We start from the raw sequence: 21,394 nt of genomic DNA on the forward strand, positions 1-21,394 counted from the left end.
TCGAGCCAGGGTTGAATGCACCCATGTCGACCCCGGCTCTCCCGCCCCACCGCCGCCGCACGCTCGACCTGCGGGTGGCGCGCTACGGCCCCGACCTCGTCGCCGGTCTCGAGGCCGTGTTCCCGCCCGAGGTGGCCGCCGCCACGACCCAGCGGCTGCTCGACGTGGCCTCCGCGGCGTACGCCGAGCGCGACGACGACCTCCACGAGCTCGACGAGCGGCGACTGCTCCAGCCGGACTGGTTCCAGCAGCCCGGCCTGACCGGCTACGCGGCGTACGCCGAGCGGTTCGCGGCCGACCTCGGCGGCAATCTCGCCGCGGTGGGGGAGCGGGTCGACCACCTCGAGGCCCTCGGCGTCGGCTACCTCCACCTCATGCCGCTGCTGACGCCGCGACCGGGGGACAGCGACGGCGGGTACGCCGTGGCCGACTACCGCACCGTGCGCGCCGACCTCGGCACCACCGACGACCTGCGCGAGCTCACCCGGCGCCTGCGGGGCCGGGGCATCAGCCTGGTGCTCGACCTCGTGCTCAACCACGTGGCCCGCGAGCACGAGTGGGCCGAGCGTGCCCGGGCGGGGGAGGAACGCTACCGCCGCTACTTCCACGTCTTCGCCGACCGCGAGCTGCCCGACGCCTACGAGGAGACCGTGCCCGAGGTCTTCCCCGACTTCGCGCCCGGCAGCTTCACCCACGACCCCGACCTCGACGCCTGGGTGTGGACCACCTTCAACACCTGGCAGTGGGATCTCGACTGGTCGAACCCCGACGTGCTCGTCGAGTTCGCCGAGATCGTCTGCCACCTCGCGAACCTCGGCGTCGAGGTGCTGCGCCTCGACGCCATCGCGTTCCTCTGGAAGCGGCTCGGCACCACCTGCCAGAACCAGCCCGAGGTGCACCCGCTCACCCAGGCGCTGCGCGCCGTCGCCCGGATCGCCTGCCCCGGCGTGCTGTTCAAGGCCGAGGCGATCGTCAGCCCGCGCGACCTCATGCCCTACCTCGGCACCGGCGCCCACGCCGGCAAGGTCAGCGACCTCGCCTACCACAACACGCTGATGGTGCAGGTCTGGTCGATGCTCGCCTCCGGCGAGACCGCGCTCGCCCGCCAGGTGCTCGGCGGGCTGCCGCCGACGCCGCCCACCGCCACCTGGATCACCTACGCCCGCTGCCACGACGACATCGGCTGGGCGATCGACGACCGCGACGCCCCCGCCGTCGGCCTCGACGGCGCGGCCCACCGTGCGTTCCTCTCGGACTGGTACGCCGGCGACCATCCCGGCTCCTGGGCCGCGGGACTCGTCTTCCAGCACAACCCCGCCACCGGCGACAAGCGCATCAGCGGTACGGCGGCCGCCCTCACCGGCCTCGCCGCCGCGGAGGCCTCCGGCGACGCGGGTGCGGTCGACGCCGCCCTCGCCCGCTTCTTCCTCGCCCACGCCGTCGTCGCCGGCTGGGGCGGGATCCCCGTGATCTGGAGCGGCGACGAGCTGGCGCAGCCCAACGACCCCGACTGGGCCGACGAGCCCGGCCACGAGGGCGACAACCGGTGGGCCCACCGCCCCCGCCTCGACCCCGCCCGCCTGGCGCGGCGCGACGACCTCTCCACCGTGCCCGGGCGCGCGTTCGCCGCGCTGGCCCACCTGGCCCGCGTGCGCCGTACGCTCCCGCAGCTGCACGCCGCCACCTCCCCGACCGTGGTCGACGGCGTCGACGACGGCCTCCTCGTCACCCTGCGCAGCCCCGCCGCCGGGGTCGTGGTCGGCGTCTACAACGTCACCGACCGCCCCCGCCCGCTGCCCGCCGAGCGGCTGGCGGCGCTCGGCCTCCACGCGCCGTACGACGCCCTCGGCGGCCACGCCGTCACCTGGGGCGACGACGGGATCGTGCTGGTGCCGGCGTACGCCGCGTGGTGGCTGGTCGACGGGCCGCTGCGCTGACGGGCGGGGATGCCGGGCCGGTTTCGCGCTGACGTAGCATCGTCGTTTGTGGCTGGCCCGGACTTCGACCAAGAGATCAAGCACCTCAGCGCGACGATGCGCACCATCGAGCAGGTGCTCGACGTCGACGCCATGCGCGCGGAGGTCGTCGACCTCGGCGAGCAGGTGGCCGCCCCCGACCTCTGGGACGACCAGGCCAACGCCCAGCGCGTCACCGGTCGTCTCTCGGCGCTGCAGGGCGAGCTCGAGCGCTTCGACGGACTGCGCGAGCGCATCGACGACCTCGGCGTGCTCGTCGAGCTCGGCACCGAGGAGGGCGACGCCGACTCGATGGCCGAGGCCGAGACGGAGCTCAACCGCCTGAAGAAGGCCGTCGAGAACCTCGAGGTGCGCACGCTGCTCTCGGGCGAGTACGACGCCCGCGAGGCCCTCGTGACCATCCGCGCCGGCGCCGGTGGCGTCGACGCCGCCGACTTCGCCGAGATGCTGATGCGCATGTACGTGCGCTGGGCCGAGCGCAACAAGTACCCCGTCGAGGTCTTCGACACCTCGTACGCCGAGGAGGCCGGCCTCAAGTCCGCCACCTTCGCGATCCACGCGCCGTACGCCTACGGCACGCTGTCGGTCGAGGCCGGCACCCACCGCCTCGTGCGCATCAGCCCGTTCGACAACCAGGGCCGCCGCCAGACGAGCTTCGCCGCCGTCGAGGTCGTGCCGGTGCTCGAGCAGACCGACGAGATCGACATCCCGGACGAGGAGATCCGCACCGACGTCTACCGCTCCGGCGGCCCGGGCGGCCAGTCGGTCAACACCACCGACTCCGCGGTGCGCCTCACGCACATCCCGACCGGCACGGTCGTCAGCTGCCAGAACGAGAAGAGCCAGCTGCAGAACAAGGCCAGCGCGATGGTCGTGCTCAAGGCCAAGCTGCTCGCGCTGAAGAAGGCCGAGGAGAAGGCCCACCTCGACGGGCTGCGCGGCGACGTCCAGGCGTCGTGGGGCGACCAGATGCGCAACTACGTGCTGAACCCGTACCAGGTCGTGAAGGACCTGCGCACGACCTACGAGTCGGGCAACCCGTCGTCGGTGTTCGACGGCGACATCGACGCGTTCCTCGAGGCCGGCATCCGCTGGCGCCGGGGCGCGGAGAAGGCCGAGGCGAACTAGTCGCTCCGGCCTTCGCCGCTGCCCGCGCCGTCAGGCGTAGCGGTGGCTCTTGGCCGCGTGGCCCTTCTCGCGGGTGCAGGTGCGCCCGCTGATCGCGCGGTGGCCGCAGAGGTCGTCGCTGTCCACGACCGCTGACGCGTCGGCGTCGACGGCGACCGCGGTGCCCTCGAGCGTCTCGTCGGCGCTCGGGGCGGGAGCGGGCTTCTTCTTCGCCGGGGTCTTCGCCGCCGGCTTCTCGGTCGGGGCCGTCCGGGCGCTCGCCGCAGCGGCGCCCCGCTTCTCGGCCGCGTCGTAGCGTGCCTCGCGCATGGCGCGCAGGCCGTCCATCTTGCTCATCGTCGCATCACTGTGACGACAGTACGGCCGCGCGCCGACAACGCCCGCACCCTCGCTCGTGGCGTCCGCCCGGCCGTGCCTCAGCCGGTCGTCTCGGGCTCCACCGCACCGGCGAGCGCAACCTGGCCGCACCAGACGCCCGCGCGCTCGAACAGCTCGTCGTCGGTGGGCGGTGCGGCATCGGACGGCCCGCCCGCGGTGGGGGCGCGCAGGGCGCAGGTGAGCCAGGCGTCGCCGAACAGTCCGCGGAACGCCACCTCGGTCACCACGGCCTCCGGTGTCGTCTCCGTGCCCGGCACCGGGGTGCGGCAGACGGTGGCGACGGTCGCGGCGCCGTACGCCGGCTGGCCCTCGACGGCCCGGCAGCCCTCGCCGACGGCGGCCGCGGCGTACTGCTCGGCCTGCTCCGGCGTGACCGGCGGCGCGAAGACCCAGGCGGAGGCGAGCGGGGTCGTCAGTGCGGCGGCGTCGCCCTCGCCGTACCAGCGGCAGCCCGTCTCGTGCACGCGGTCCTCGACCCCGGGGGCCACCTCGGCGACACTCCCGTTCTCGTACGGCGCCGCCTCGCCGACCTCGCCCCCGAGCACGTCGGCGGTCGCGTCCTCCGGCACGGCGTCGCAGAACGAGACCCGGCCGACGGTGAACGTCGTGGTGTCGATGTCGGCCAGGGGAGTGGGCGCGGCGGAGGTGGGCGCCGGGTCGGGCTCGGCCTCGCCGCCGCCGTCGCAGGCCGCCAGGCCGATGACCAGCGCGGGGACCAGGACCGCGGCCCGCACGGCCGCACGGGCGCGTCGATGGTGGGGGAACACACCCACAACCTAGGACAAACGGGCTGGGCGGCTCGACTACGCTCCCTTCGGTGATCCGCTTCGAGAAGGTCTCCGTGACCTACCCCGGCCAGGGCCGCCCCGCGCTCGACGACATCAGTGTCGACATCGAGAAGGGCGAGTTCGTCTTCCTGGTCGGCTCCTCCGGTTCGGGCAAGTCCACCTTCCTCCGCCTCGTGCTCCGCGAGCACCGGTCGACCGCGGGCCGCGTGTACGTCGCGGGCCGCGAGCTCAACCGCCTCGCCACCTGGAAGGTGCCGCGCCTGCGTCGCGAGATCGGCACCGTGTTCCAGGACTTCCGGCTCCTGCCCAACAAGACGGTGCACGAGAACGTCGCGTTCGCGCTCCAGGTGATCGGCAAGCCCCGCGCCCAGATCATGGAGCTGGTGCCGCAGACGCTCGACCTCGTGGGCCTCGACGGCAAGGCCGACCGGATGCCCGACGAGCTGTCGGGCGGCGAGCAGCAGCGCGTGGCGATCGCCCGGGCGTTCGTGAACCGCCCCAAGATCCTGCTGGCCGACGAGCCGACCGGAAACCTCGACCCGACCACGTCGGTCGGCATCATGAAGCTGCTCGACCGGATCAACCGCACCGGCACGACCGTCGTCATGTCGACGCACGACAACAGCATCGTCGACCAGATGCGCAAGCGCGTCGTGGAGCTGGAGAACGGCCACATGCTGCGCGACCAGGCGCAGGGCGTCTACGGCTTCCAGAACTGAGCACTTCCCCCGATCCAGGAGCAGACCCACCTCATGCAGCTGCGTTACGTCTTCACCGAGCTCGCCCAGGGCCTGCGTCGCAACATCTCGATGCACCTCGCGGTCGTGCTGACCCTCTTCGTCTCGCTCTCCCTCGTGGGCACCGGCGTGCTGCTCAACCAGCAGGCCGCCATCGCCGACGAGCAGTTCGGCAGCCAGGTCGAGATCACCGTCTACCTCTGCAACGAGACCGACGTGGGGCGCTGCAACGGCGCCGTCACCGACGCGCAGCGCGGCGACATCATGAACGCGATCGAGGAGAACCCCGAGGTCTCCGGCCTGCGCACCGAGTCGAAGCAGGACGCCTTCGACAAGACCCTCGCGGTGAGCGAGGCCCAGGGCGACACCCGTCTGCTCGAGGGCGAGGACGCCGCGGTCACGGTCGAGGACTTCAACGACTCGATCTGGATCTCCCTCGTCGACCCGGAGCGCTCCGAGGGGGTGGAGAGCGCCGTCGCGACGCTGGACGGGGTCAAGCTCATCCGCGACCAGCGCGAGCTGCTCGAGCCGGTCTTCGACGTGCTCGACGCGGCCCAGTGGGGCGCGCTCGGCGTGGCCGGGTTCCTCGTGCTCGCCGCGCTCCTGCTGGTCGGCAACACCATCCGCCTGGCCGCCTTCGCCCGACGCCGCGAGATCGGCATCATGCGGCTCGTGGGTGCCTCGACCCTCTACATCGCGCTGCCGTTCCTCCTCGAGGCCCTGGTCACGGCGCTGCTCGGCGTGCTGCTCGCCGGCGGCGCGCTCGCGGCGCTGCTCCGGTTCGTGATCCACGACCAGGCGGCCGACGAGCTGAAGTTCATGCCGTGGGTGGGTCTCGGCGACTTCGGCGTGGCGCTGGGGGCGATCGCACTGCTCGGCCCGCTGCTCACGCTGCTGCCGACACTCGTGCTCACGCGCAAATACCTCAAAGTCTGACCCGACTGGTCTACCTTCGACTCGTTCACTTCCCCGAACACCTGAGGCTCCCCTGTGCGCATCTTCCCCGCGCTGTCCCGCCGTCGGCTCGCCGCGATGGTCTCCGTCGTCGTGCTGTCGTCCGGTGCTGCCGTCGTCCCCTTCGCCTACGCCGACGACGAGGACGACGAGCTGCAGGAGCGGCGCAGCGAGGTCCAGGGCCAGATCGACGGGGCCCACAACGACCTCGACGAGTCCAGCGCCACGCTCCGAGCGGCCACCATCCGGCTCCGTGAGTCGACCGCCCAGCTGTCCGCCGCCCAGGCCCGCGTCTCCACCGCGCGCGCCGAGCTGGCCGAGGCGCAGGCGTTCGACGTCGAGATGCAGGAGCGGCTCGACGTCGCGGAGGCCCAGCTGGCCGCCGCGCAGGCCGAGCTCGAGGAGGGCCGCCAGGGCGTGCAGGCGCAGCGCACCCGCGTCGGCCGCCAGATCGTCGAGCGCTCGATGGTGGGCGACGCCGACCTCCAGGCGCTCGGCGCCATCCTCGGCGCCGAGGACCTCGCCGACCTGACCCGCCTGCAGACCGCCCACGACACCGTCGTCGACACCGAGGCGCGGGTGTACGACGACCTGCGCGCCGCCGAGGTCATGCTCGAGGTGCGCGAGGGCGCCGTGCAGGAGGCGACCGATCTGGTCGCCGCCGAGCGCGCCGAGGCCGCCGCCAACCTGGAGCGCATGCGCACCCTCGAGGCGGAGGCCGAGGCCGCGGAGGCCGAGGTCGCCCAGCTCGTCACCGCCCACCAGGCGGTCGAGGCCGACGCCGCCGCGGCCCGGGCCGCCGACCAGGCCACGCTCAACGAGCTCGAGGCCGAGGACGCCCGTCTCGGCCGGGTGCTGCGCGAGCGCGCGGCGGCAGCCGCGGCCGCTGCGGCGGCCCGGGAGGCGGCCGCGCAGCGCGCCCGCGAGGAGGCGGCCCGCAACAACGGCGGTGGCTCCTCCTCCGGCGGGGGTGGCTCCTCCGGTGGCGGCGGCTCGAGCGGCGGCGGTGGCGGCTCCAGCAACTCCAGCGGCGCCCTCAGCTATCCGGTCGCCGGTCGCGTCACCTCGCCGTACGGCATGCGCGTCCACCCGATCTACGGCTACTACTCCCTGCACGACGGCACGGACTTCGGCGCCGCCTGCGGCACCCCGATGTACGCCACCGCCGACGGCCAGGTCGTCGAGAAGTACTTCCAGTCGGCCTGGGGCAACCGCCTCGTCATCGACAACGGCTACATCAACGGGGCCGGCGTCGCGTCGATCTACAACCACGCGACGCGCTACGTCGTCAGCGTCGGCCAGAACGTGCGCCGCGGTCAGCTCGTCGGGTACGTCGGCACCACCGGCTGGTCGACCGGCTGCCACCTGCACTTCACGGTCTACAAGAACGGCTCGCCGACCAACCCGATGAACTACTTCTGAGCCTGGAGCGCCGCGTCCGGAGGGGCCCGCGCACGACGCCCTCGGGCGGCGTGGTCAATCCCCTTGCGCTCTCTTGAGAGGATGGACGAATGGCCAAGGAGCAGGGGCGCAAGCTCATCGCGCAGAACCGCAAGGCGCGGCACGACTACACGATCGAGGACACCTTCGAGGCCGGCATGGTCCTCCAGGGCACCGAGGTGAAGGCGCTGCGAGCCGGCCGGGCCAACCTCGTCGACGGCTTCGTCGACATCGAGCACGACGAGATGTGGCTGCACGCCGTCCACATCCCGGAGTACGCGCAGGGCACCTGGACCAACCACGCCGCCCGCCGCAAGCGCAAGCTGCTGCTCCACCGCGCCGAGATCGACAAGATCGCCGCCAAGACGGCCAACAAGGGCTACACGATCATCCCGCTGTCGCTCTACTTCACCGACGGCCGCGCGAAGGTCGAGATCGCGCTGGCGAAGGGCAAGAAGTCCTACGACAAGCGCCACTCGCTGGCCGAGCGCCAGTTCAACCGCGAGAAGCAGCAGGCGCTGGGTCGCCAGCTCAAGGGCATGGACCAGGTGTGACCGACCTGCTCGGCGGCGACGACGAGCAGCGGGAGCGCCACCTCGCGACGATCGGGCGCCTGGGCATCCCCGGCCTCTTCGACGTGCACACGCACTTCCTGCCACCGCGCGTCACCGAGAAGGTGCGCGCGGTGTTCGCGTCCGCGGGCCCGCTCGTCGGCCGGGAGTGGCCGATCCGCTACCTGAACGACGACGAGACGAACGTCGACCTGCTGCGCTCGTTCGGCGTCCGTCGCTTCACCGCGCTGCCCTACCCGCACAAGCCGGGCATGGCGGAGTTCCTCAACGAGTGGGCCGCCGGCTTCGCGGCCCGCACCCCGGGCTGCCTCGTCAGCGGCACGTTCTACCCCGAGGTCGGGGCGGCGTCGTACGTCGAGGCGCGCGTCGCCGCCGGGGTCCAGGTCTTCAAGCTGCACGTGCAGGTGGGGGCGTACGACGTACGCGACCCGCTGCTGGAGCCGGTGTGGGACGTGCTGGAGGAGTCCGGCACGCCGATCGTGCTCCACGCCGGTTCGGGGCCGGTGCCGACGGAGTTCACGGGGCCCGGGCCGGTGGCCGAGGTGCTCGCCCGCCACCCGCGCCTCACGCTCGTGATGGCCCACCTGGGGGCGCCCGAGTACGACGAGTTCCTCGCCATGGCCGAGACCTACGAGCGGGTGCACCTCGACACGACGATGGCATTCACGCGGTTCTTCGGCGAGACGACCTCGGCGTTCGCCGACGTGGCCCACGGCGGTGCGGGTGACGGTGCGGGCCACGTGCACGGCGACGGCACCTACCCCGAGGCGCTGCTAGACCGGTTCGCCGCGGTGGGTCACAAGGTGCTCTACGGCTCGGACTTCCCGAACATCCCCTACCGCTACGCCCACCAGCTCGAGGTGCTCGAGGCGCTGCGCGAGCGGCGGAGCGTCTTCGACGACGACTGGCTGCGCGAGGTCTGCTGGGGCAACGCGGCGCGGCTCTTCGGGGTCGGGCCCGCCTGACGCCCGCCGTACCACCTCCGGCGTGGCGCCCGGACCCCGTCCCACCGTTCCGTGAGACGGAGCTCGGTTAAGTAGACCGAGTCACTAGATTCACCCGACGTGACCCCGGTGCTCCCCTCCGTACGACGCGCGCTCCCGCACGTCGTGACCCTCGCCGTCGTGCTGACCGCGTGGTCGCTCGTCTCCGCCAGCGACGTCGTGAAGCCGGCGTACCTGACCCCCAGCCCGCTGGAGGTCTGGGAGGCGTTCGTGCGCGCGAACACCTACCACCCGATCGGTGGCGGTGTGGACCGCGTCGTGCGGGGCGAGGAGAACTACTTCCTCTGGGAGCACCTCGTCGTCAGCCTGCGCCGGATCGGCCTCGGGCTGGCGATCGCGCTCGTCGTCGCCGTGCCGCTCGGGCTCACGATGGGGCTGTTCCGCGGGTTCGGGCGGGTGGTCGGGCCGTACGTCGACTTCCTCCGCTCGATCCCGCCGCTGGCCTACATCGGCTTCCTCATCGCCTGGTTCGGGTTCTACGACACCTCGAAGGTCTGGCTGCTCGTGCTGGCGGCGTTCCCGCCGATCACGCTCGCCACGCTCAACGGCGTGCGCGGCGTGAAGGAGGACCACCTCAACGCGGCGCTCTCGCTCGGGGCGACGAAGCGCCAGACCCTCACCCACGTGCTCGCGCCGGCGACGGTGCCCGACATCCTCTCGGGCCTCCGGGTGGCCGTCGGGTTCGCCTGGACCACCGTCGTCGCCGCCGAGCTCGCCAACGGCCTGCCGGGCATCGGCGGCCTCGCCTACCTCTCGGGCACGCAGAACAAGATCGCGCTCTCGGTGGCCTGCATCCTCGTCATCGGCCTGACCGCGATCGCCCTCGACACCGTCCTCCGCATCCTCGAGAAACAGCTCGCCCCGTGGCGAGGAAAGGCCTGAGCCATGAAGAAGACCGTCCCCACCCTCGCCCTCGCGCTCGCCGCCCCGCTCCTGCTCAGCAGCTGCGTCGGCGGCGGCGAGACCGAGGGCGCCGCCTCGGACTGCCCCTGGGAGGCCGACGAGTCGGTCACCACGACCGTGCGGATCGGCTACCAGAAGATCCCGAACGGCGACGTGGTCGTGAAGGACCAGGGCATCCTCGAGGACTGCCTGCCCAACGCGACGATCGAGTGGACGAACTTCCCGTCCGGCGGCGACGTGGTCCAGGCGTTCGGTGGCTCGAGCCTCGACATCGGGCTCGTCGGCAGCTCGCCCGCGACCCGCGCGCTGTCGGCGCCGCTCGACCTGCCCGTCGAGGTCATCTGGGTGCACGACGTGATCGGCGCGGCGGAGTCGCTGGTCGTCCGCGAGGGCGAGGCCACCGACATCGCCGGCCTCGTCGGCAAGACGATCGCCACCCCGTTCGGCTCCACCGCCCACTTCTCCCTGCTCCAGGCGATCGCCGATGCCGGCCAGGACCCGGCCGACTACGACCTCGTCAACGCCGAGCCCGAGCAGATCGCGCCGGCGTGGGGCCGTGGGGACGTCGACGCGGCCTGGGTCTGGGACCCGACGCTGAGCGAGCTGGTCGCCGACGGCGGCGAGGTGATCCTCACGAGCGAGGACACCGCCGACGCCGGCAAGCCCACCTTCGACCTCGCGATCGCCGACTCGGCGTTCGTCGACGACAACCCGGCCGTGCTCGAGGCCTGGGCCCGCGCGCAGGACCACGCCGTCGAGCAGATCCTCGACGACCCCGAGAAGGCCGCCGAGTCCGTGGCCGTTGAGGTCGGCGTCACGACCGAGGAGGCGCTGGCCCAGTTCGAGGGCTTCGTGTTCCTGCGGGCGAGCGACCAGGTCGGCCCCGACTACCTCGGCGGCAAGCTGGGCACCGACCTCTTCGCGACCGCAGAGTTCCTGCTGAGCCAGGACGGGATCGCCGCCGTCGCCGACGAGTCGGTCTACGCCGACGGCGTCAACGCGGGCCCCGCCCAGGCAGCCGCCGATGAGTGACCGGACCGTCGTCGTCGCGGGCCTGGAGCAGTGCTTCCGGGCCCGCGGCGGCGAGGTGCACGCCCTCGGCCCGATCGACCTGACCATCGAACCGGGCGAGCTCGTCACCCTCGCCGGGCCGTCGGGCTGCGGCAAGACCACCCTGCTGCGCCTCCTCGCCGGTTTCGGGCTGCCGTCGGGCGGCTCGATCACGGTGGGCGGCGAGCCCGTCCGCGCCCCGGGCGTCGAGCGGGGCGTGGTATTCCAGCAGCCGACGCTCTACCCCTGGCTCGACGTGCGCGGCAACGTCGAGCTCGGACCGCGGCTGCGGGGCTCGGCGAAGGTCGAGCGGCGCCGTACGGCGGAGCGGTTCCTCGAGCTGGTCGGCCTGCAGGACGTCGCGGGGCTGCGCCCCTACGAGCTGTCGGGCGGTATGCAGCAGCGGGCCCAGATCGCACGGGTGCTGGCGAACGACCCCGACATCGTGCTGATGGACGAGCCGTTCGGCGCCCTCGACGCGCTGACGCGGGAGCGGCTGCAGAACGAGCTGCTCACCATCTGGCGCGAGACGGGCAAGACCATCCTCTTCATCACCCACAGCGTCGACGAGGCCGTGTTCCTGGGGTCCCGGGTGCTGGTGATGAGCCCGCGACCGGGCCGGATCGTGCTCGACGAGCCGGCCCGGTTCTCGACCGCGAGCCACGAGGTGCCGCCCGAGGAGCTGCGCGCCCTGCCGGAGTTCACGGAGCTCGCCGCGCGGGTGCGCTCGGCGATCCAGCACGTCGAGCCGGTGGTGGCCGGGTGACGACGGAGGCCGACTATCCGGTCGAGGTTGTCAGGCGTGCGCGGTAGAGTGGTCGACAGCGGTTCGCCGTTGCTTCACAACTCAAGAGGGGCTGATCGGTTTCGACTGGGGACGTACGTCCCAGGGGAAGCGGGTCGAGAAGCCAACGTCATCTCGTAAACGATCGTTGGAAACCAATAACTGCCGACAACAAGCGCAGTGACTTCGCTCTCGCCGCCTGAGCGGTGACCGAAGCGTCAGACCGAGTATCCGTCTCCGGCTCGGAGCCTGACGTCATCTAGGAGACTTGCTGCTCACCTTCCGTCAGGAGGGGTGAGCGGGACTTTTTCCTGACTGAGCCTGTCGAGGATGTGTTCGTGCAAGCCTCGGGGCCGAGAAAAGCGATCTCACGAACTGCACCCGGAGAAGACCTGGTTCTGCGCTCGAGGACGCGGGTTCGATTCCCGCCAGCTCCACCTGACAGCCTCTTGATTCGAACGGCCGCACCCTCAGGGGTGCGGTCGTTCGTGCGTGGTGGGCCCGCGAGCGACGTCGGTGCGGGGGCGGTCGAGGATCTCGATCAGGTTCCCGTCCGGATCGCTCACGAACGCGTTGAGGGCCCCGGGCCGCGCCGGCGAGGCGCTCGGTGGCTTCCGGGGTACGGCGCCGCGCCCGACGAGCACGTCGTACGCCGCGGCCACGTCGTCGGCACGGAGACAGACGTGACCGAGCCCGAGCACCCCGGCGGCCTCGAGGGGCCCGGCGTACGACGGCCCGGCGGCTGCACCCGGGCGATGGAGGAGCTCGACGCGGAACCCGGAGGAGTGCAGGAGCATCGTGCCGCGCAGGTCGGTGTCCGGCGGCGCCAGGTGGTACTCGGGCTCGAGGTCCAGCGCGTGGCACCACCAGTCCCGGGCTGCCTCGAGATCGCCGACCGAGAGGGCGACGTGGTCCCACGAGAGCATCGGGGCGGTCTCGGCGCCGCCGTCCGCGCCGCCCGTCACCACGGCTCCGCACCCTCGGGGCAGGGCGGACCGTGGAGCACGGGAGCCAGATGGGCAGCCAGCCGGGGGCCGATCTCCCGGTCCGTCACGGCCCAGAACTCGCGAGCCTGTACCGCCTGCAGGGCAGCGGCCGCCACGTCGACCGGCTCCGCCGCGTCGGTCATCCGCGCCAGGAAGGCCTCCCTCAGCCGGGGGTGCCCGGGCGCGAGGCCGCCGTCGGGCGGAGCGCCGAGGGCGTCGGGCCAGCTGCGCGCCGAGTCGTTCATGCGCGTGCGGGTGAAACCCGGGCAGAGCACGGTCACGCCCACGGCCGAGCCGGCGAGCCGGAGGTCCTCCCGCAGCGACTCCGCCAGCCCGATCGCGGCGTGCTTCGACGCCGAGTACGCCCCCATGCCGGGCGAGCCGATCAGGCCGCCGATCGAGGCGGTGACGAGGACGTGTCCCTCCTCCTCGTCGACCATCCGGGGCAGGAACGCGCGGACCCCGTGGATCAACCCCCACAGGTTGACGTCGATCACCCAGCGCCACGCCCGTTCGTCGAGCTCCCACGCCACCCCGCCCGCGGCGACGCCGGCGTTCAGGCAGAGCAGCTGCGGGTCGCCGAACTCGGAGGACGTGCGATCCGCGAGCCGCTCCACCTGGGCCGGGTCGGTGACGTCGGTGGGTACGCCGACGACCTGGGCGCCGCGCGAGCGCAGCTCGGTCGCGACCTCCTCGATGCGAGCGCCGTCGACATCGGCGACGACGACCCGCATCCCCCGGGCCGCGCACTCGTCCGCGAGCGCGCGCCCGATGCCGCTCGCGGCCCCGGTGATGACGGCGACGCGCCCGTCGAGCTCCTTCACGGTGTGCCCCCGGGCTCGGCGACTGCGTGAGGGGGGAGGACCGTCGCGGGTCGATGCTTCGAGGCCATCCGCCCACCGTGGGGGGTGTCGACGCGCGACGGAAGTCGGATCCGGTGATGCTGCCGATCCGCCCGGGTGATGGGAGGGCGAGCAGCACGGACAGCGGCGATCCGGCGCCCGGAGGGGCCTCGGCCTCCCGTACGGCGCGCGTTCGCCGCCGCCGGTGCTGGTCGACGCCGCCGGCGATGAGTCGCGGGCCGCGCCGAGGTCAACACCCCCGGGTGGCGCCCGACCGGGCGCGCCGTACCGAAGGAGGCCCACCGTGGCCCAGCTCGTCTACTCGATGATCACCTCGCTCGACGGCTACGCCGTGGCGGCGGAGGGCGACCTCGGCCGGGGCGCGGAGGACGAGGAGGTGCACACCTTCATCGGCGACCTCTTCCGCGACGTCCGCACGTTCCTCTACGGGCGGCGGATGTACGAGACGATGGTCTTCTGGGAGACCGTCGACGCCGGGCCCGACGTGCCGCCGCACATCCTGGACTACGCCCGCGACTGGAAGGCGGCCGACAAGGTCGTCTACTCCACCACGCTGGAGGCGCCGTCGAGCGCGCGGACGCGGATCGAGCGGACCTTCGACCCCGAGGCGGTGCGCCGCCTGAAGGCGGAGTCGGAGCACGACCTCTCCGTCGACGGTCCCCACCTCGCGGCGCAGGCGATCGCGGCGGGCCTGGTCGACGAGTACCACCTGTTCGTCACCACGAGCGTCGTCGGCGGCGGCACGCGGTTCTTCCCCGACGGCGTCCGCCTCGACCTCGACCTGGTCGACCAGCGGGTCTTCGCCAGCGGCCTGCTCTACGCGCGCTACCGGGCGCGCTGATCAGAGAGCGCGGAGCAGCCGAGTGCGGGTGATCGGTGTCATCAGGTGGCACTGATGACACACACTCCAGCGGGACGGTCCGCTGGTCTGCCGTACTGGCCCGCTATGCCCAGGGAGGCGGGCCCATCTCGGCCCGCGCCTCGGTGGCGGTCATCCCGGGGCGGAGACGCACGACCGCATGGGCGCCGTCGTCCATCAGGAAGGCTGCCTGGTCGGGCGTCAACCAGGAGCAGACCCACGCGACGAACTCGTCGACCTGCCGCCGGTCGCCGTCGGTGCTCAGGAGCTCGCCGTCGCGGGCGTGGTCGATGCTCCACGACCTCCCGCCAGGAGGAGCGAGGTGTGCGGTGAGATCGGCCGTGTCGTGCTGCGGCTGGTGCTGTACGTCGGCGTCCGGCCACCGCTCGCGGACGCGTCGACGGAAGTCGTTGCCGGACAGGTGGAAGCCGCCCGGCTCGAGGCCGAGCACCAGCATCCGTGCACTCACGACTCCGTCGGCCTCCGCATGCCGGGAGCGTACGACGGCGCACGTAGTGCCGCTCGTCGACCACCCTCCCCTTTCTTGACTAGTTCCAGAAAAGGGAGCACAGTGGGACCCATGTCCACGCCGACCGACTTCCCCCAGATGCTGCGCTCCGCCGCGCTCCGCGTCACGGGGCCGCGGGTCGCCGTCCTCGGTGCGGTGCACGCGAACCCCCACGCCGACACCGACACGATCATCGGCGCCGTCCGCGTCGCGCTGCCGACGGTCTCCCACCAGGCGGTCTACGACTGCCTGGGTGCGTTGACGACCGCCGGGCTGATCCGTCGCATCCAGCCCGCGGGCTCGCTGGCCCGCTACGAGGCGCGCGTGGGCGACAACCACCACCACGTGGTGTGCCGCTCCTGCGGTGCGGTGGCGGACGTCGACTGCGCCGTGGGCCACGCCCCCTGCCTCACCGCCTCCGACGACGGCGGCTTCCTCATCGAGGAGGCCGAGGTCATCTACTGGGGCACGTGCCCGGCCTGCGCCCGCGCGGCCGAGGCCGACGCCGCGCCCCTCGCCCCGACCGCCTGACGGTCGGCCCCACGCCTCCACTCCGTACGCCCTCACCCGCCCCCACGGAAGGAAACAGATGACCACCGAGCCTCTCCCCGGCAACGAGCACGGTCAGATCACCACCGACGACCCGGTCCCGGCGCCCGGCGAGGCCTCCGGCTGCCCGGTGGCCCACGGCAGCCAGCTGCCGCACCCCACGCAGGGTGAGCCCAACCGCGTCTGGTGGCCGAACAAGCTCAACGTCGACATCCTCGCGAAGCACGCGCCGGCGAAGAACCCGCTGGGCGACGACTTCGACTACGCGGCCGCGTTCAGCACGCTCGACCTCGCCGCGGTGAAGCAGGACATCGCCGAGGTGCTCACGACCTCGCAGCCCTGGTGGCCCGCCGACTTCGGCAACTACGCCCCCTTCATGATCCGCATGGCGTGGCACAGCGCCGGCACCTACCGGGTGTTCGACGGTCGCGGTGGCGCGGGCGCCGGCATGCAGCGGTTCGCCCCGCTCAACAGCTGGCCCGACAACGTCAACCTCGACAAGGCCCGCCGCCTCATCTGGCCGGTCAAGAAGAAGTACGGCCAGGCGCTCTCGTGGGCCGACCTGATGATCCTCACGGGCAACGTCGCGCTCGAGACGATGGGCTTCGAGACCTTCGGCTTCGCCGGCGGCCGCGCCGACGTCTGGGAGCCGGACGACGACGTCTACTGGGGCCCCGAGACCGAGTGGCTCGGCACCGACCAGCGCTACTCGGGCGACCGCGAGCTCGAGAAGCCCCTCGGTGCGACCACGATGGGTCTCATCTACGTCAACCCCGAGGGTCCCGAGGGCCAGCCCGACCCGGTCGCCGCCGCCCGCGACATCCGCGAGACGTTCGGCCGCATGGCGATGAACGACGAGGAGACCGTCGCGCTCATCGCCGGTGGCCACACCTTCGGCAAGACCCACGGCGCCCACCAGGACGACAAGCTCGGTGCCGACCCGGAGGCCTCGCCGATCGAGAACCAGGGCTTCGGCTGGAAGAACGGGTACGGCGACGGCCACGGCGCCGACACCGTCACCAGCGGCCTCGAGGTCACGTGGACCTACCACCCGACCCGGTGGGACAACGAGTTCTTCCACATCCTCTTCGCCTACGAGTGGGAGCTGTTCCAGAGCCCCGCCGGTGCCAACCAGTGGCGTCCGAAGAACGGTGCGGGCGCCGACATGGTGCCCGACGCGCACGGCGACGGCCGCCGCGAGCCGCGGATGCTGACGACCGACCTCGCGCTCCGGTTCGACCCGGTCTACGAGGAGATCTCGCGCCGCTTCAAGGACGAGCCGGACGCGTTCGCCGACGCGTTCGCCCGCGCCTGGTTCAAGCTCACGCACCGTGACATGGGCCCGATCCAGCGCTACCTCGGCCCCGAGGTGCCCTCCGAGGTGCTGCTCTGGCAGGACCCGGTGCCGGCGGCGACGTACGAGGCCATCGACGGCGAGGACGTCGCGGTGCTCAAGAGCCAGGTGCTCAGCTCGGGCCTCAGCACGGCCGACCTGGTGACGACGGCGTGGGCCTCGGCCTCGACGTTCCGCAGCAGCGACAAGCGCGGCGGCGCGAACGGTGCCCGCCTGCGCCTCGAGCCGCAGAGCGGCTGGGAGGTCAACAACCCCGACAAGCTCGCGTCGGTGCTGCGGGTGCTCGAGGAGATCCGCGACAACTTCAACGCGAACGCCGGCGACAAGCAGGTCTCGCTCGCCGACCTCATCGTGCTGGCCGGCTCCGCGGCCGTCGAGCACGCGGCGAAGGAGGCCGGTCACGACCTCGAGGTGCCGTTCACGCCGGGGCGCACCGACGCCACGGCGGAGCAGACCGACGTGCAGTCGTTCTCCTACCTCGAGCCGACCGCCGACGGGTTCCGCAACTACGCGGGCAAGGGCAGCCGCCTCCCGGCGGAGTACCTGCTCGTCGACAAGGCCAACCTGCTCAGCCTGACCGCTCCCGAGCTCACCGTGCTCGTCGGTGGTCTGCGGGTGCTCGGCGCCAACTACGACGGGTCGTCCCTCGGCGTCCTCACCGACGCGCCGGGCACGCTGACGAACGACTTCTTCGTCAACCTGCTCGACCTCGGCACCGAGTGGCACGCGGTCGACGACCGCGAGGAGACGTTCGAGGCGCGCGACGACGCCGGCGAGGTCCGCTGGACCGGCAGCCGCGCCGACCTCGTCTTCGGCTCGAACTCCGAGCTGCGCGCCGTCGCCGAGGTCTACGCCTCCGACGACGCGAAGGAGAAGTTCGTGCACGACTTCGTCGCAGCCTGGACGAAGGTCATGGAGCTCGACCGGTTCGACCTGGTCTGAGCCCCACGCACGACGCACGACGGCCGGGTCCCCGCGAGGTGGCCCGGCCGTCGTCGTACCGCCTTATGCTCGACCGATGGAGCTCGAGTTCTCCGGCCCCGTGTTCGAGTGGCGTGGGCCCGCCCCGTTCCACTTCGTCGCCGTGCCGCCCGACGAGTGCGCCGAGATCGAGGCCGTTGCCGGCGCGATCACCTACGGCTGGGGCATGATCCCGGTCGCCGTCACCATCGGCGCGACCCGCTGGACGACCTCGCTGTGGCCGCGCGAGGGCGGGTACGTCGTACCGCTCAAGGACAGGGTGCGGAAGGCCGAGGGGTTCGGCCTCGACGACGAGGTGCGGCTGCGGCTCGACATCGACGTCTGATGGTCACCCACCGGCTGAGTCGTGCCGACGCCCGGCGCCTCGCGCTGCGCGCCCAGGCGTTGACGGCCGAGCGCCCCACCGACGTGCTCGAGACCGTACGACGCCTCTCGCTGCTGCAGGTCGAGCCGACGGCCGCGGTCGCGCCGAGCGCCGACCTCGTGCTCTGGAGCCGGATCGGCTCGTCGTACGACCCCCAGGAGCTGCGGGACCTCGCCGACGAGCTGCGGCTGGTCGAGCTGCGCCAGACCCTCCGACCGGCCGAGGACGTCGCCCTCTACCGGGCGGAGATGGCGGCCTGGCCCGGCCGCGACGGCGAGCGCCCGGCCTGGCGCGAGGCGCAGGCCGGCTGGGTCGCCGACAACGACGCGTGCCGGCGCGACCTCCTCGCCCGGCTGCGCGGCGACGGGCCCCTGACCGTGCGGGACCTGCCCGACACCTGCGTGCGGCCCTGGCGCTCCTCGGGCTGGAACGCGGGCCGCAACGTGCGCATGATGCTCGACCTCCTGGTCGCCCGCGGCGAGGTCGCGGTGGCCGGTCGACGCGGCCGCGACCCGCTGTGGGACCTCGCCGACCGCGTCTACCCGGACGACCCCGGCCCCGGGCTCGAGGAGGCGCGGGTACGGCGCGACGAGCGCCGGCTGGGCTCGCTCGGCATCGCCCGCGCGACGGGCCCGGCGTCGACGGTCGAGCCCCTGGAGGGCCACCCGGTGGGGGAGGAGGCCGTCGTCGAGGGGGTCCGCGGCCGGTGGCGGGTCGACCCCTCGCTGCTCGACGGCCTCTCCGACGACGCGTTCGCGGGGCGTACGGCGCTGCTCTCGCCGTTCGACCGGCTGCTGCACGACCGGAAACGGATGGTCGACCTCTTCGAGTTCGACTACGTGCTCGAGATGTACAAGCCCGCCGCCGCCCGGCGCTGGGGCTACTACGCCCTGCCGGTCCTGCACGGCGACCGGCTGGTCGGCAAGGTCGACGTCACCGCCGACCGGGCCGAGGGCGAGCTGCGGGTCGCCGCCGTCCACGAGGACGAGCCGTTCCCGGCGTCGGTCCGGGCGGCCGTCGACCGCGAGATCGCCGACCTCGGTCGTTGGCTCGACCTGCCCGTCGTGACAATTAGTTGATCAAGCAAGTATCCTGGACGACATGTCCGTCCTTCCGCCCGTCGAGCCGCTCTCGGCCGAGCACGACGAGTTCTTCCGGGTCTTCGCCCGTGCCCTCGTCGCCGTGCCACGGGCCCTCGACGCCGACCTGCGGCGGGAGGAGGACCTCACGATGAGCGAGTACTCCGCCCTGATGTACCTCTCCGAGGCGCCGGGCCGTCAGCTGCGGATGAGCGAGCTCGCCACCGCGCACGCCCTCTCGCCGAGCGGCATGACGCGCGTGGTGCAGCGCCTGGAGAAGCAGGGCTGGGTGCGCCGCGAGCGCTCCGCCGACGACGGTCGCGGCGCCGACGCGATCCTCACCGACGCCGGCCTCGCCCGGCTCGCCGAGGCGTGGCCCACCCACCTGGCGAGCGTGCGGCGGCACGTGATCGCCCACCTCGACGGGCTCGACGTGCCCCGGATGACGGAGGCCGTGCGCCAGTTCGGCGCGGGGGTCGACGTCACCTGTCCGGGCGGCTCCACCGGCGCGCCCGCCTGACGTCTCGCACCCACCGCACGCCCGAGGGGCGCCGACCTCCGTGGTCGGCGCCCCTCGTCGTACGACGTGTGCTCAGCGGTCGGAGCCGACGCGCTCCTGCTGCTCGGCGGCGACGGCCTCCGGCGGGGCCGGCGGACGCAGGCGGCGGTAGACGGTCCAGGCGATGCCGAGCGCCAGCAGCGTGTAGAGCCCGATGGTGATCGGGCTGCTGACCAGCGTGACGGGGTCGTTGCCGGAGTTGGCCATGGCGTCGCGCAGCGAGTACTCGGCCAGCGGGCCGAGGATCACCGCGATGAGCACCGGAGCGAGCGGCACGTCGTTGCGCCGCATCACGAACGCGAGCAGGCCGAGCGCGCACATGAGCACCAGGTCGGTCTGGCTGGCGCCCGTCGCGTAGACGCCGAGGCTGGCGAACACCGTGATCCCGGCGTACAGGTAGGACTGCGGCAGCATCAGCAGCTTCGCCCACAGCGGCGCGAACGGCAGGTTGAGGATCAGCAGCACGATCGCGGCGAGGAACAGCGCCGCGAGCAGGGCCCAGACGATCTCGCCGTTGCGCTCGAACAGCAGCGGGCCCGGCTGCATGCCGTACTGCTGGAACGTGGCCAGCAGCAGCGCGGCGGTGGCCGAGGTCGGCAGACCGAGCGCGAGGAGCGCCCCCATGGCGGAGCCGGCGGTCGCGTTGCCCGCGGCCTCCGGTCCGGCGACGCCCTCGATGGCGCCGGTGCCGAACTCGGGCTCGTCGCGACGCTTGTCGAGCTGCTTCTCGGTCGTGTACGAGAGGAACGTCGGCACCTCGGCGCCACCGGCCGGGATGATGCCGAACGGCACGCCGATGCTCGCCCCGCGCAGCCAGGCCGGCAGGGCCCGGCGGAACTCGCCGCCGGAGAGCCACGGCCGGCCCCTCGACGGGATGAGCTCGGTGCCGCCGGCGCGCCCGTGGCGCCCGGCCACGTGCAGCACCTCGCCCACGGCGAGGACCGCCACGGTGATGACGACGATGCTGATGCCGTCGAAGAGGGCGGGCACCTCGAAGGTGTAGCGCGCCGTACCGGTCGACTGGTCGACCCCGACGAGCGCGAACGCCAGGCCGAAGGTGAGGGCGGCGAGGCCGCGCAGCGGGGACTCCGAGACCACCGTCGAGATCGCCACGAACGCGAACAGGGCGAGCGCGAAGTACTCGCCCGGCCCGAAGCTGGTGGCCAGGTCGGCCATGGTCGGGGCGAAGAACACCACGAGCGTGGTCGCGAGGATCGAGCCGATGAACGCGCCGATCGCCGAGGTTGCGAGCGCCTGGGGCGCCCGGCCGCCGCGGGCCATCTTGTGGCCCTCGAACGTCGTGGCGATCGCGGTGCTGTTGCCGGGGGTGTTCATGAGGATGCCGGCGGTCGAGTCGCCGAACAGCCCGCCGAAGTAGATGCCGGAGAACATGATGAGCGCGGCGAGCGGGTCGAGCGTGAAGGTCATCGGCAGCAGCAGGGCCACCGCCATCGCGGAGCCGAGGCCGGGCATGACGCCGACCGCGGTGCCGAGGAACGCACCGATGAGCACCCACATCAGGTTCATCGGCGTGAGGACGTCGCCGAAACCGCCGGCGAGGCTGGAGAGCTGGTCCAC

General features: G+C 72.5%; 22 protein-coding genes and 1 other RNA gene. 17 read left to right on the plus strand and 6 right to left on the minus strand.

The genetic code is table 11. The features are described from left to right. The first annotated feature begins 23 nt into the window (after window positions 1-23). Window positions 24-1,937 (plus strand): alpha-amylase family protein, encoded by a 1,914-nt coding sequence (locus tag K329_RS0107605; protein ID WP_028472568.1) that lies wholly within the window; start codon window positions 24-26, stop codon window positions 1,935-1,937. Window positions 1,938-1,985: 48 nt separating this feature from the next. Further along, window positions 1,986-3,104, plus strand: coding sequence for a peptide chain release factor 2 (gene prfB, locus K329_RS0107610; RefSeq protein ID WP_028472569.1), 1,119 nt, complete (start codon window positions 1,986-1,988; stop codon window positions 3,102-3,104). A gap of 30 nt (window positions 3,105-3,134) precedes the next feature. Here prfB and K329_RS0107615 read toward each other — a convergent pair whose 3' ends face one another. Continuing rightward, window positions 3,135-3,440, minus strand: a complete 306-nt coding sequence (locus tag K329_RS0107615) for a hypothetical protein (protein WP_157571626.1) — start codon at window positions 3,438-3,440, stop codon at window positions 3,135-3,137. Between the two features lie 80 nt (window positions 3,441-3,520). Continuing rightward, complete coding sequence (locus K329_RS0107620; RefSeq protein WP_157571627.1) at window positions 3,521-4,249, minus strand: hypothetical protein; 729 nt, start codon at window positions 4,247-4,249, stop codon at window positions 3,521-3,523. Window positions 4,250-4,299: 50 nt separating this feature from the next. On the opposite strand from K329_RS0107620, the gene ftsE reads away from it, so the two are divergent. The 9 genes from ftsE (at window position 4,300) to ssrA (ending at window position 12,154) form a co-directional block, all read left to right on the plus strand. Further along, the gene (ftsE, locus tag K329_RS0107625; protein WP_028472572.1) at window positions 4,300-4,989 is read left to right on the plus strand and encodes a cell division ATP-binding protein FtsE; all 690 of its coding nucleotides are present in this window, start codon (window positions 4,300-4,302) and stop codon (window positions 4,987-4,989) included. 33 nt (window positions 4,990-5,022) lie between these two features. Further along, entirely contained in the window at window positions 5,023-5,943 is a 921-nt protein-coding gene (ftsX, locus tag K329_RS0107630; RefSeq protein WP_028472573.1) for a permease-like cell division protein FtsX, read from the plus strand. A gap of 54 nt (window positions 5,944-5,997) precedes the next feature. Then, window positions 5,998-7,383, plus strand: a complete 1,386-nt coding sequence (locus K329_RS0107635; RefSeq protein ID WP_028472574.1) for a M23 family metallopeptidase — start codon at window positions 5,998-6,000, stop codon at window positions 7,381-7,383. Between the two features lie 89 nt (window positions 7,384-7,472). After that, complete coding sequence (gene smpB, locus K329_RS0107640) at window positions 7,473-7,955, plus strand: SsrA-binding protein SmpB (protein WP_028472575.1); 483 nt, start codon at window positions 7,473-7,475, stop codon at window positions 7,953-7,955. Beyond that, entirely contained in the window at window positions 7,952-8,938 is a 987-nt protein-coding gene (locus K329_RS0107645) for an amidohydrolase family protein (RefSeq protein WP_084541090.1), read from the plus strand. Before smpB ends, K329_RS0107645 begins: the two co-directional genes overlap by 4 nt. Before the next feature lie 99 nt (window positions 8,939-9,037). After that, window positions 9,038-9,859, plus strand: a complete 822-nt coding sequence (locus K329_RS0107650; RefSeq protein ID WP_028472577.1) for an ABC transporter permease — start codon at window positions 9,038-9,040, stop codon at window positions 9,857-9,859. Window positions 9,860-9,862: 3 nt separating this feature from the next. Then, complete coding sequence (locus K329_RS25375) at window positions 9,863-10,912, plus strand: taurine ABC transporter substrate-binding protein (protein WP_043642552.1); 1,050 nt, start codon at window positions 9,863-9,865, stop codon at window positions 10,910-10,912. Beyond that, on the plus strand, window positions 10,905-11,696 hold the full coding sequence (locus K329_RS0107660; protein ID WP_028472578.1) for an ABC transporter ATP-binding protein: 792 nt from the start codon (window positions 10,905-10,907) through the stop codon (window positions 11,694-11,696). The genes K329_RS25375 and K329_RS0107660 overlap by 8 nt, the downstream gene beginning before the upstream one ends. Before the next feature lie 87 nt (window positions 11,697-11,783). After that, window positions 11,784-12,154: a transfer-messenger RNA gene (gene ssrA, locus K329_RS30225) on the plus strand. Between the two features lie 30 nt (window positions 12,155-12,184). On the opposite strand, the gene K329_RS25380 is transcribed toward ssrA, so the two are convergent. Together K329_RS25380 and K329_RS25385 are read right to left on the minus strand one after the other, a co-directional pair. Next, window positions 12,185-12,679 carry a VOC family protein gene (locus K329_RS25380; protein ID WP_169721579.1) on the minus strand — a complete coding sequence of 165 codons (495 nt, stop codon included), beginning with the start codon at window positions 12,677-12,679 and terminating at the stop codon, window positions 12,185-12,187. Beyond that, window positions 12,676-13,524: an SDR family NAD(P)-dependent oxidoreductase gene (locus K329_RS25385; protein WP_052336536.1), complete on the minus strand. Its 849-nt coding sequence runs from the start codon at window positions 13,522-13,524 to the stop codon at window positions 12,676-12,678. Before K329_RS25385 ends, K329_RS25380 begins: the two co-directional genes overlap by 4 nt. Before the next feature lie 322 nt (window positions 13,525-13,846). On the opposite strand from K329_RS25385, the gene K329_RS0107675 reads away from it, so the two are divergent. Further along, window positions 13,847-14,404, plus strand: a complete 558-nt coding sequence (locus tag K329_RS0107675; RefSeq protein WP_028472579.1) for a dihydrofolate reductase family protein — start codon at window positions 13,847-13,849, stop codon at window positions 14,402-14,404. 103 nt (window positions 14,405-14,507) lie between these two features. Here the strand turns inward: K329_RS0107675 and K329_RS0107680 are convergent, their stop codons facing one another. After that, window positions 14,508-14,891 (minus strand): hypothetical protein, encoded by a 384-nt coding sequence (locus K329_RS0107680; protein ID WP_157571628.1) that lies wholly within the window; start codon window positions 14,889-14,891, stop codon window positions 14,508-14,510. 111 nt (window positions 14,892-15,002) lie between these two features. Between K329_RS0107680 and K329_RS0107685 the strand changes: the two genes are divergently transcribed. From K329_RS0107685 to K329_RS25390, 5 genes are all read left to right on the plus strand, one after another. Then, a complete protein-coding gene (locus K329_RS0107685) occupies window positions 15,003-15,461 on the plus strand; it encodes a Fur family transcriptional regulator (RefSeq protein WP_028472581.1) in 459 nt (152 codons plus the stop codon). A 58-nt stretch (window positions 15,462-15,519) separates the two neighbouring features. Further along, complete coding sequence (gene katG, locus K329_RS0107690) at window positions 15,520-17,775, plus strand: catalase/peroxidase HPI (protein WP_084541092.1); 2,256 nt, start codon at window positions 15,520-15,522, stop codon at window positions 17,773-17,775. A gap of 76 nt (window positions 17,776-17,851) precedes the next feature. After that, window positions 17,852-18,139: a DUF1905 domain-containing protein gene (locus K329_RS0107695; RefSeq protein ID WP_028472583.1), complete on the plus strand. Its 288-nt coding sequence runs from the start codon at window positions 17,852-17,854 to the stop codon at window positions 18,137-18,139. After that, window positions 18,139-19,257 (plus strand): DNA glycosylase AlkZ-like family protein, encoded by a 1,119-nt coding sequence (locus K329_RS0107700; RefSeq protein WP_028472584.1) that lies wholly within the window; start codon window positions 18,139-18,141, stop codon window positions 19,255-19,257. Before K329_RS0107695 ends, K329_RS0107700 begins: the two co-directional genes overlap by 1 nt. A gap of 22 nt (window positions 19,258-19,279) precedes the next feature. After that, the gene (locus K329_RS25390) at window positions 19,280-19,777 is read left to right on the plus strand and encodes a MarR family winged helix-turn-helix transcriptional regulator (RefSeq protein WP_052336537.1); all 498 of its coding nucleotides are present in this window, start codon (window positions 19,280-19,282) and stop codon (window positions 19,775-19,777) included. A gap of 72 nt (window positions 19,778-19,849) precedes the next feature. Here the strand turns inward: K329_RS25390 and K329_RS25395 are convergent, their stop codons facing one another. Continuing rightward, entirely contained in the window at window positions 19,850-21,394 is a 1,545-nt protein-coding gene (locus tag K329_RS25395; RefSeq protein WP_084541093.1) for a tripartite tricarboxylate transporter permease, read from the minus strand.

It is taken from the genome of Nocardioides alkalitolerans DSM 16699, from assembly GCF_000426525.1.
GTDB lineage: Bacteria > Actinomycetota > Actinomycetes > Propionibacteriales > Nocardioidaceae > Nocardioides > Nocardioides alkalitolerans.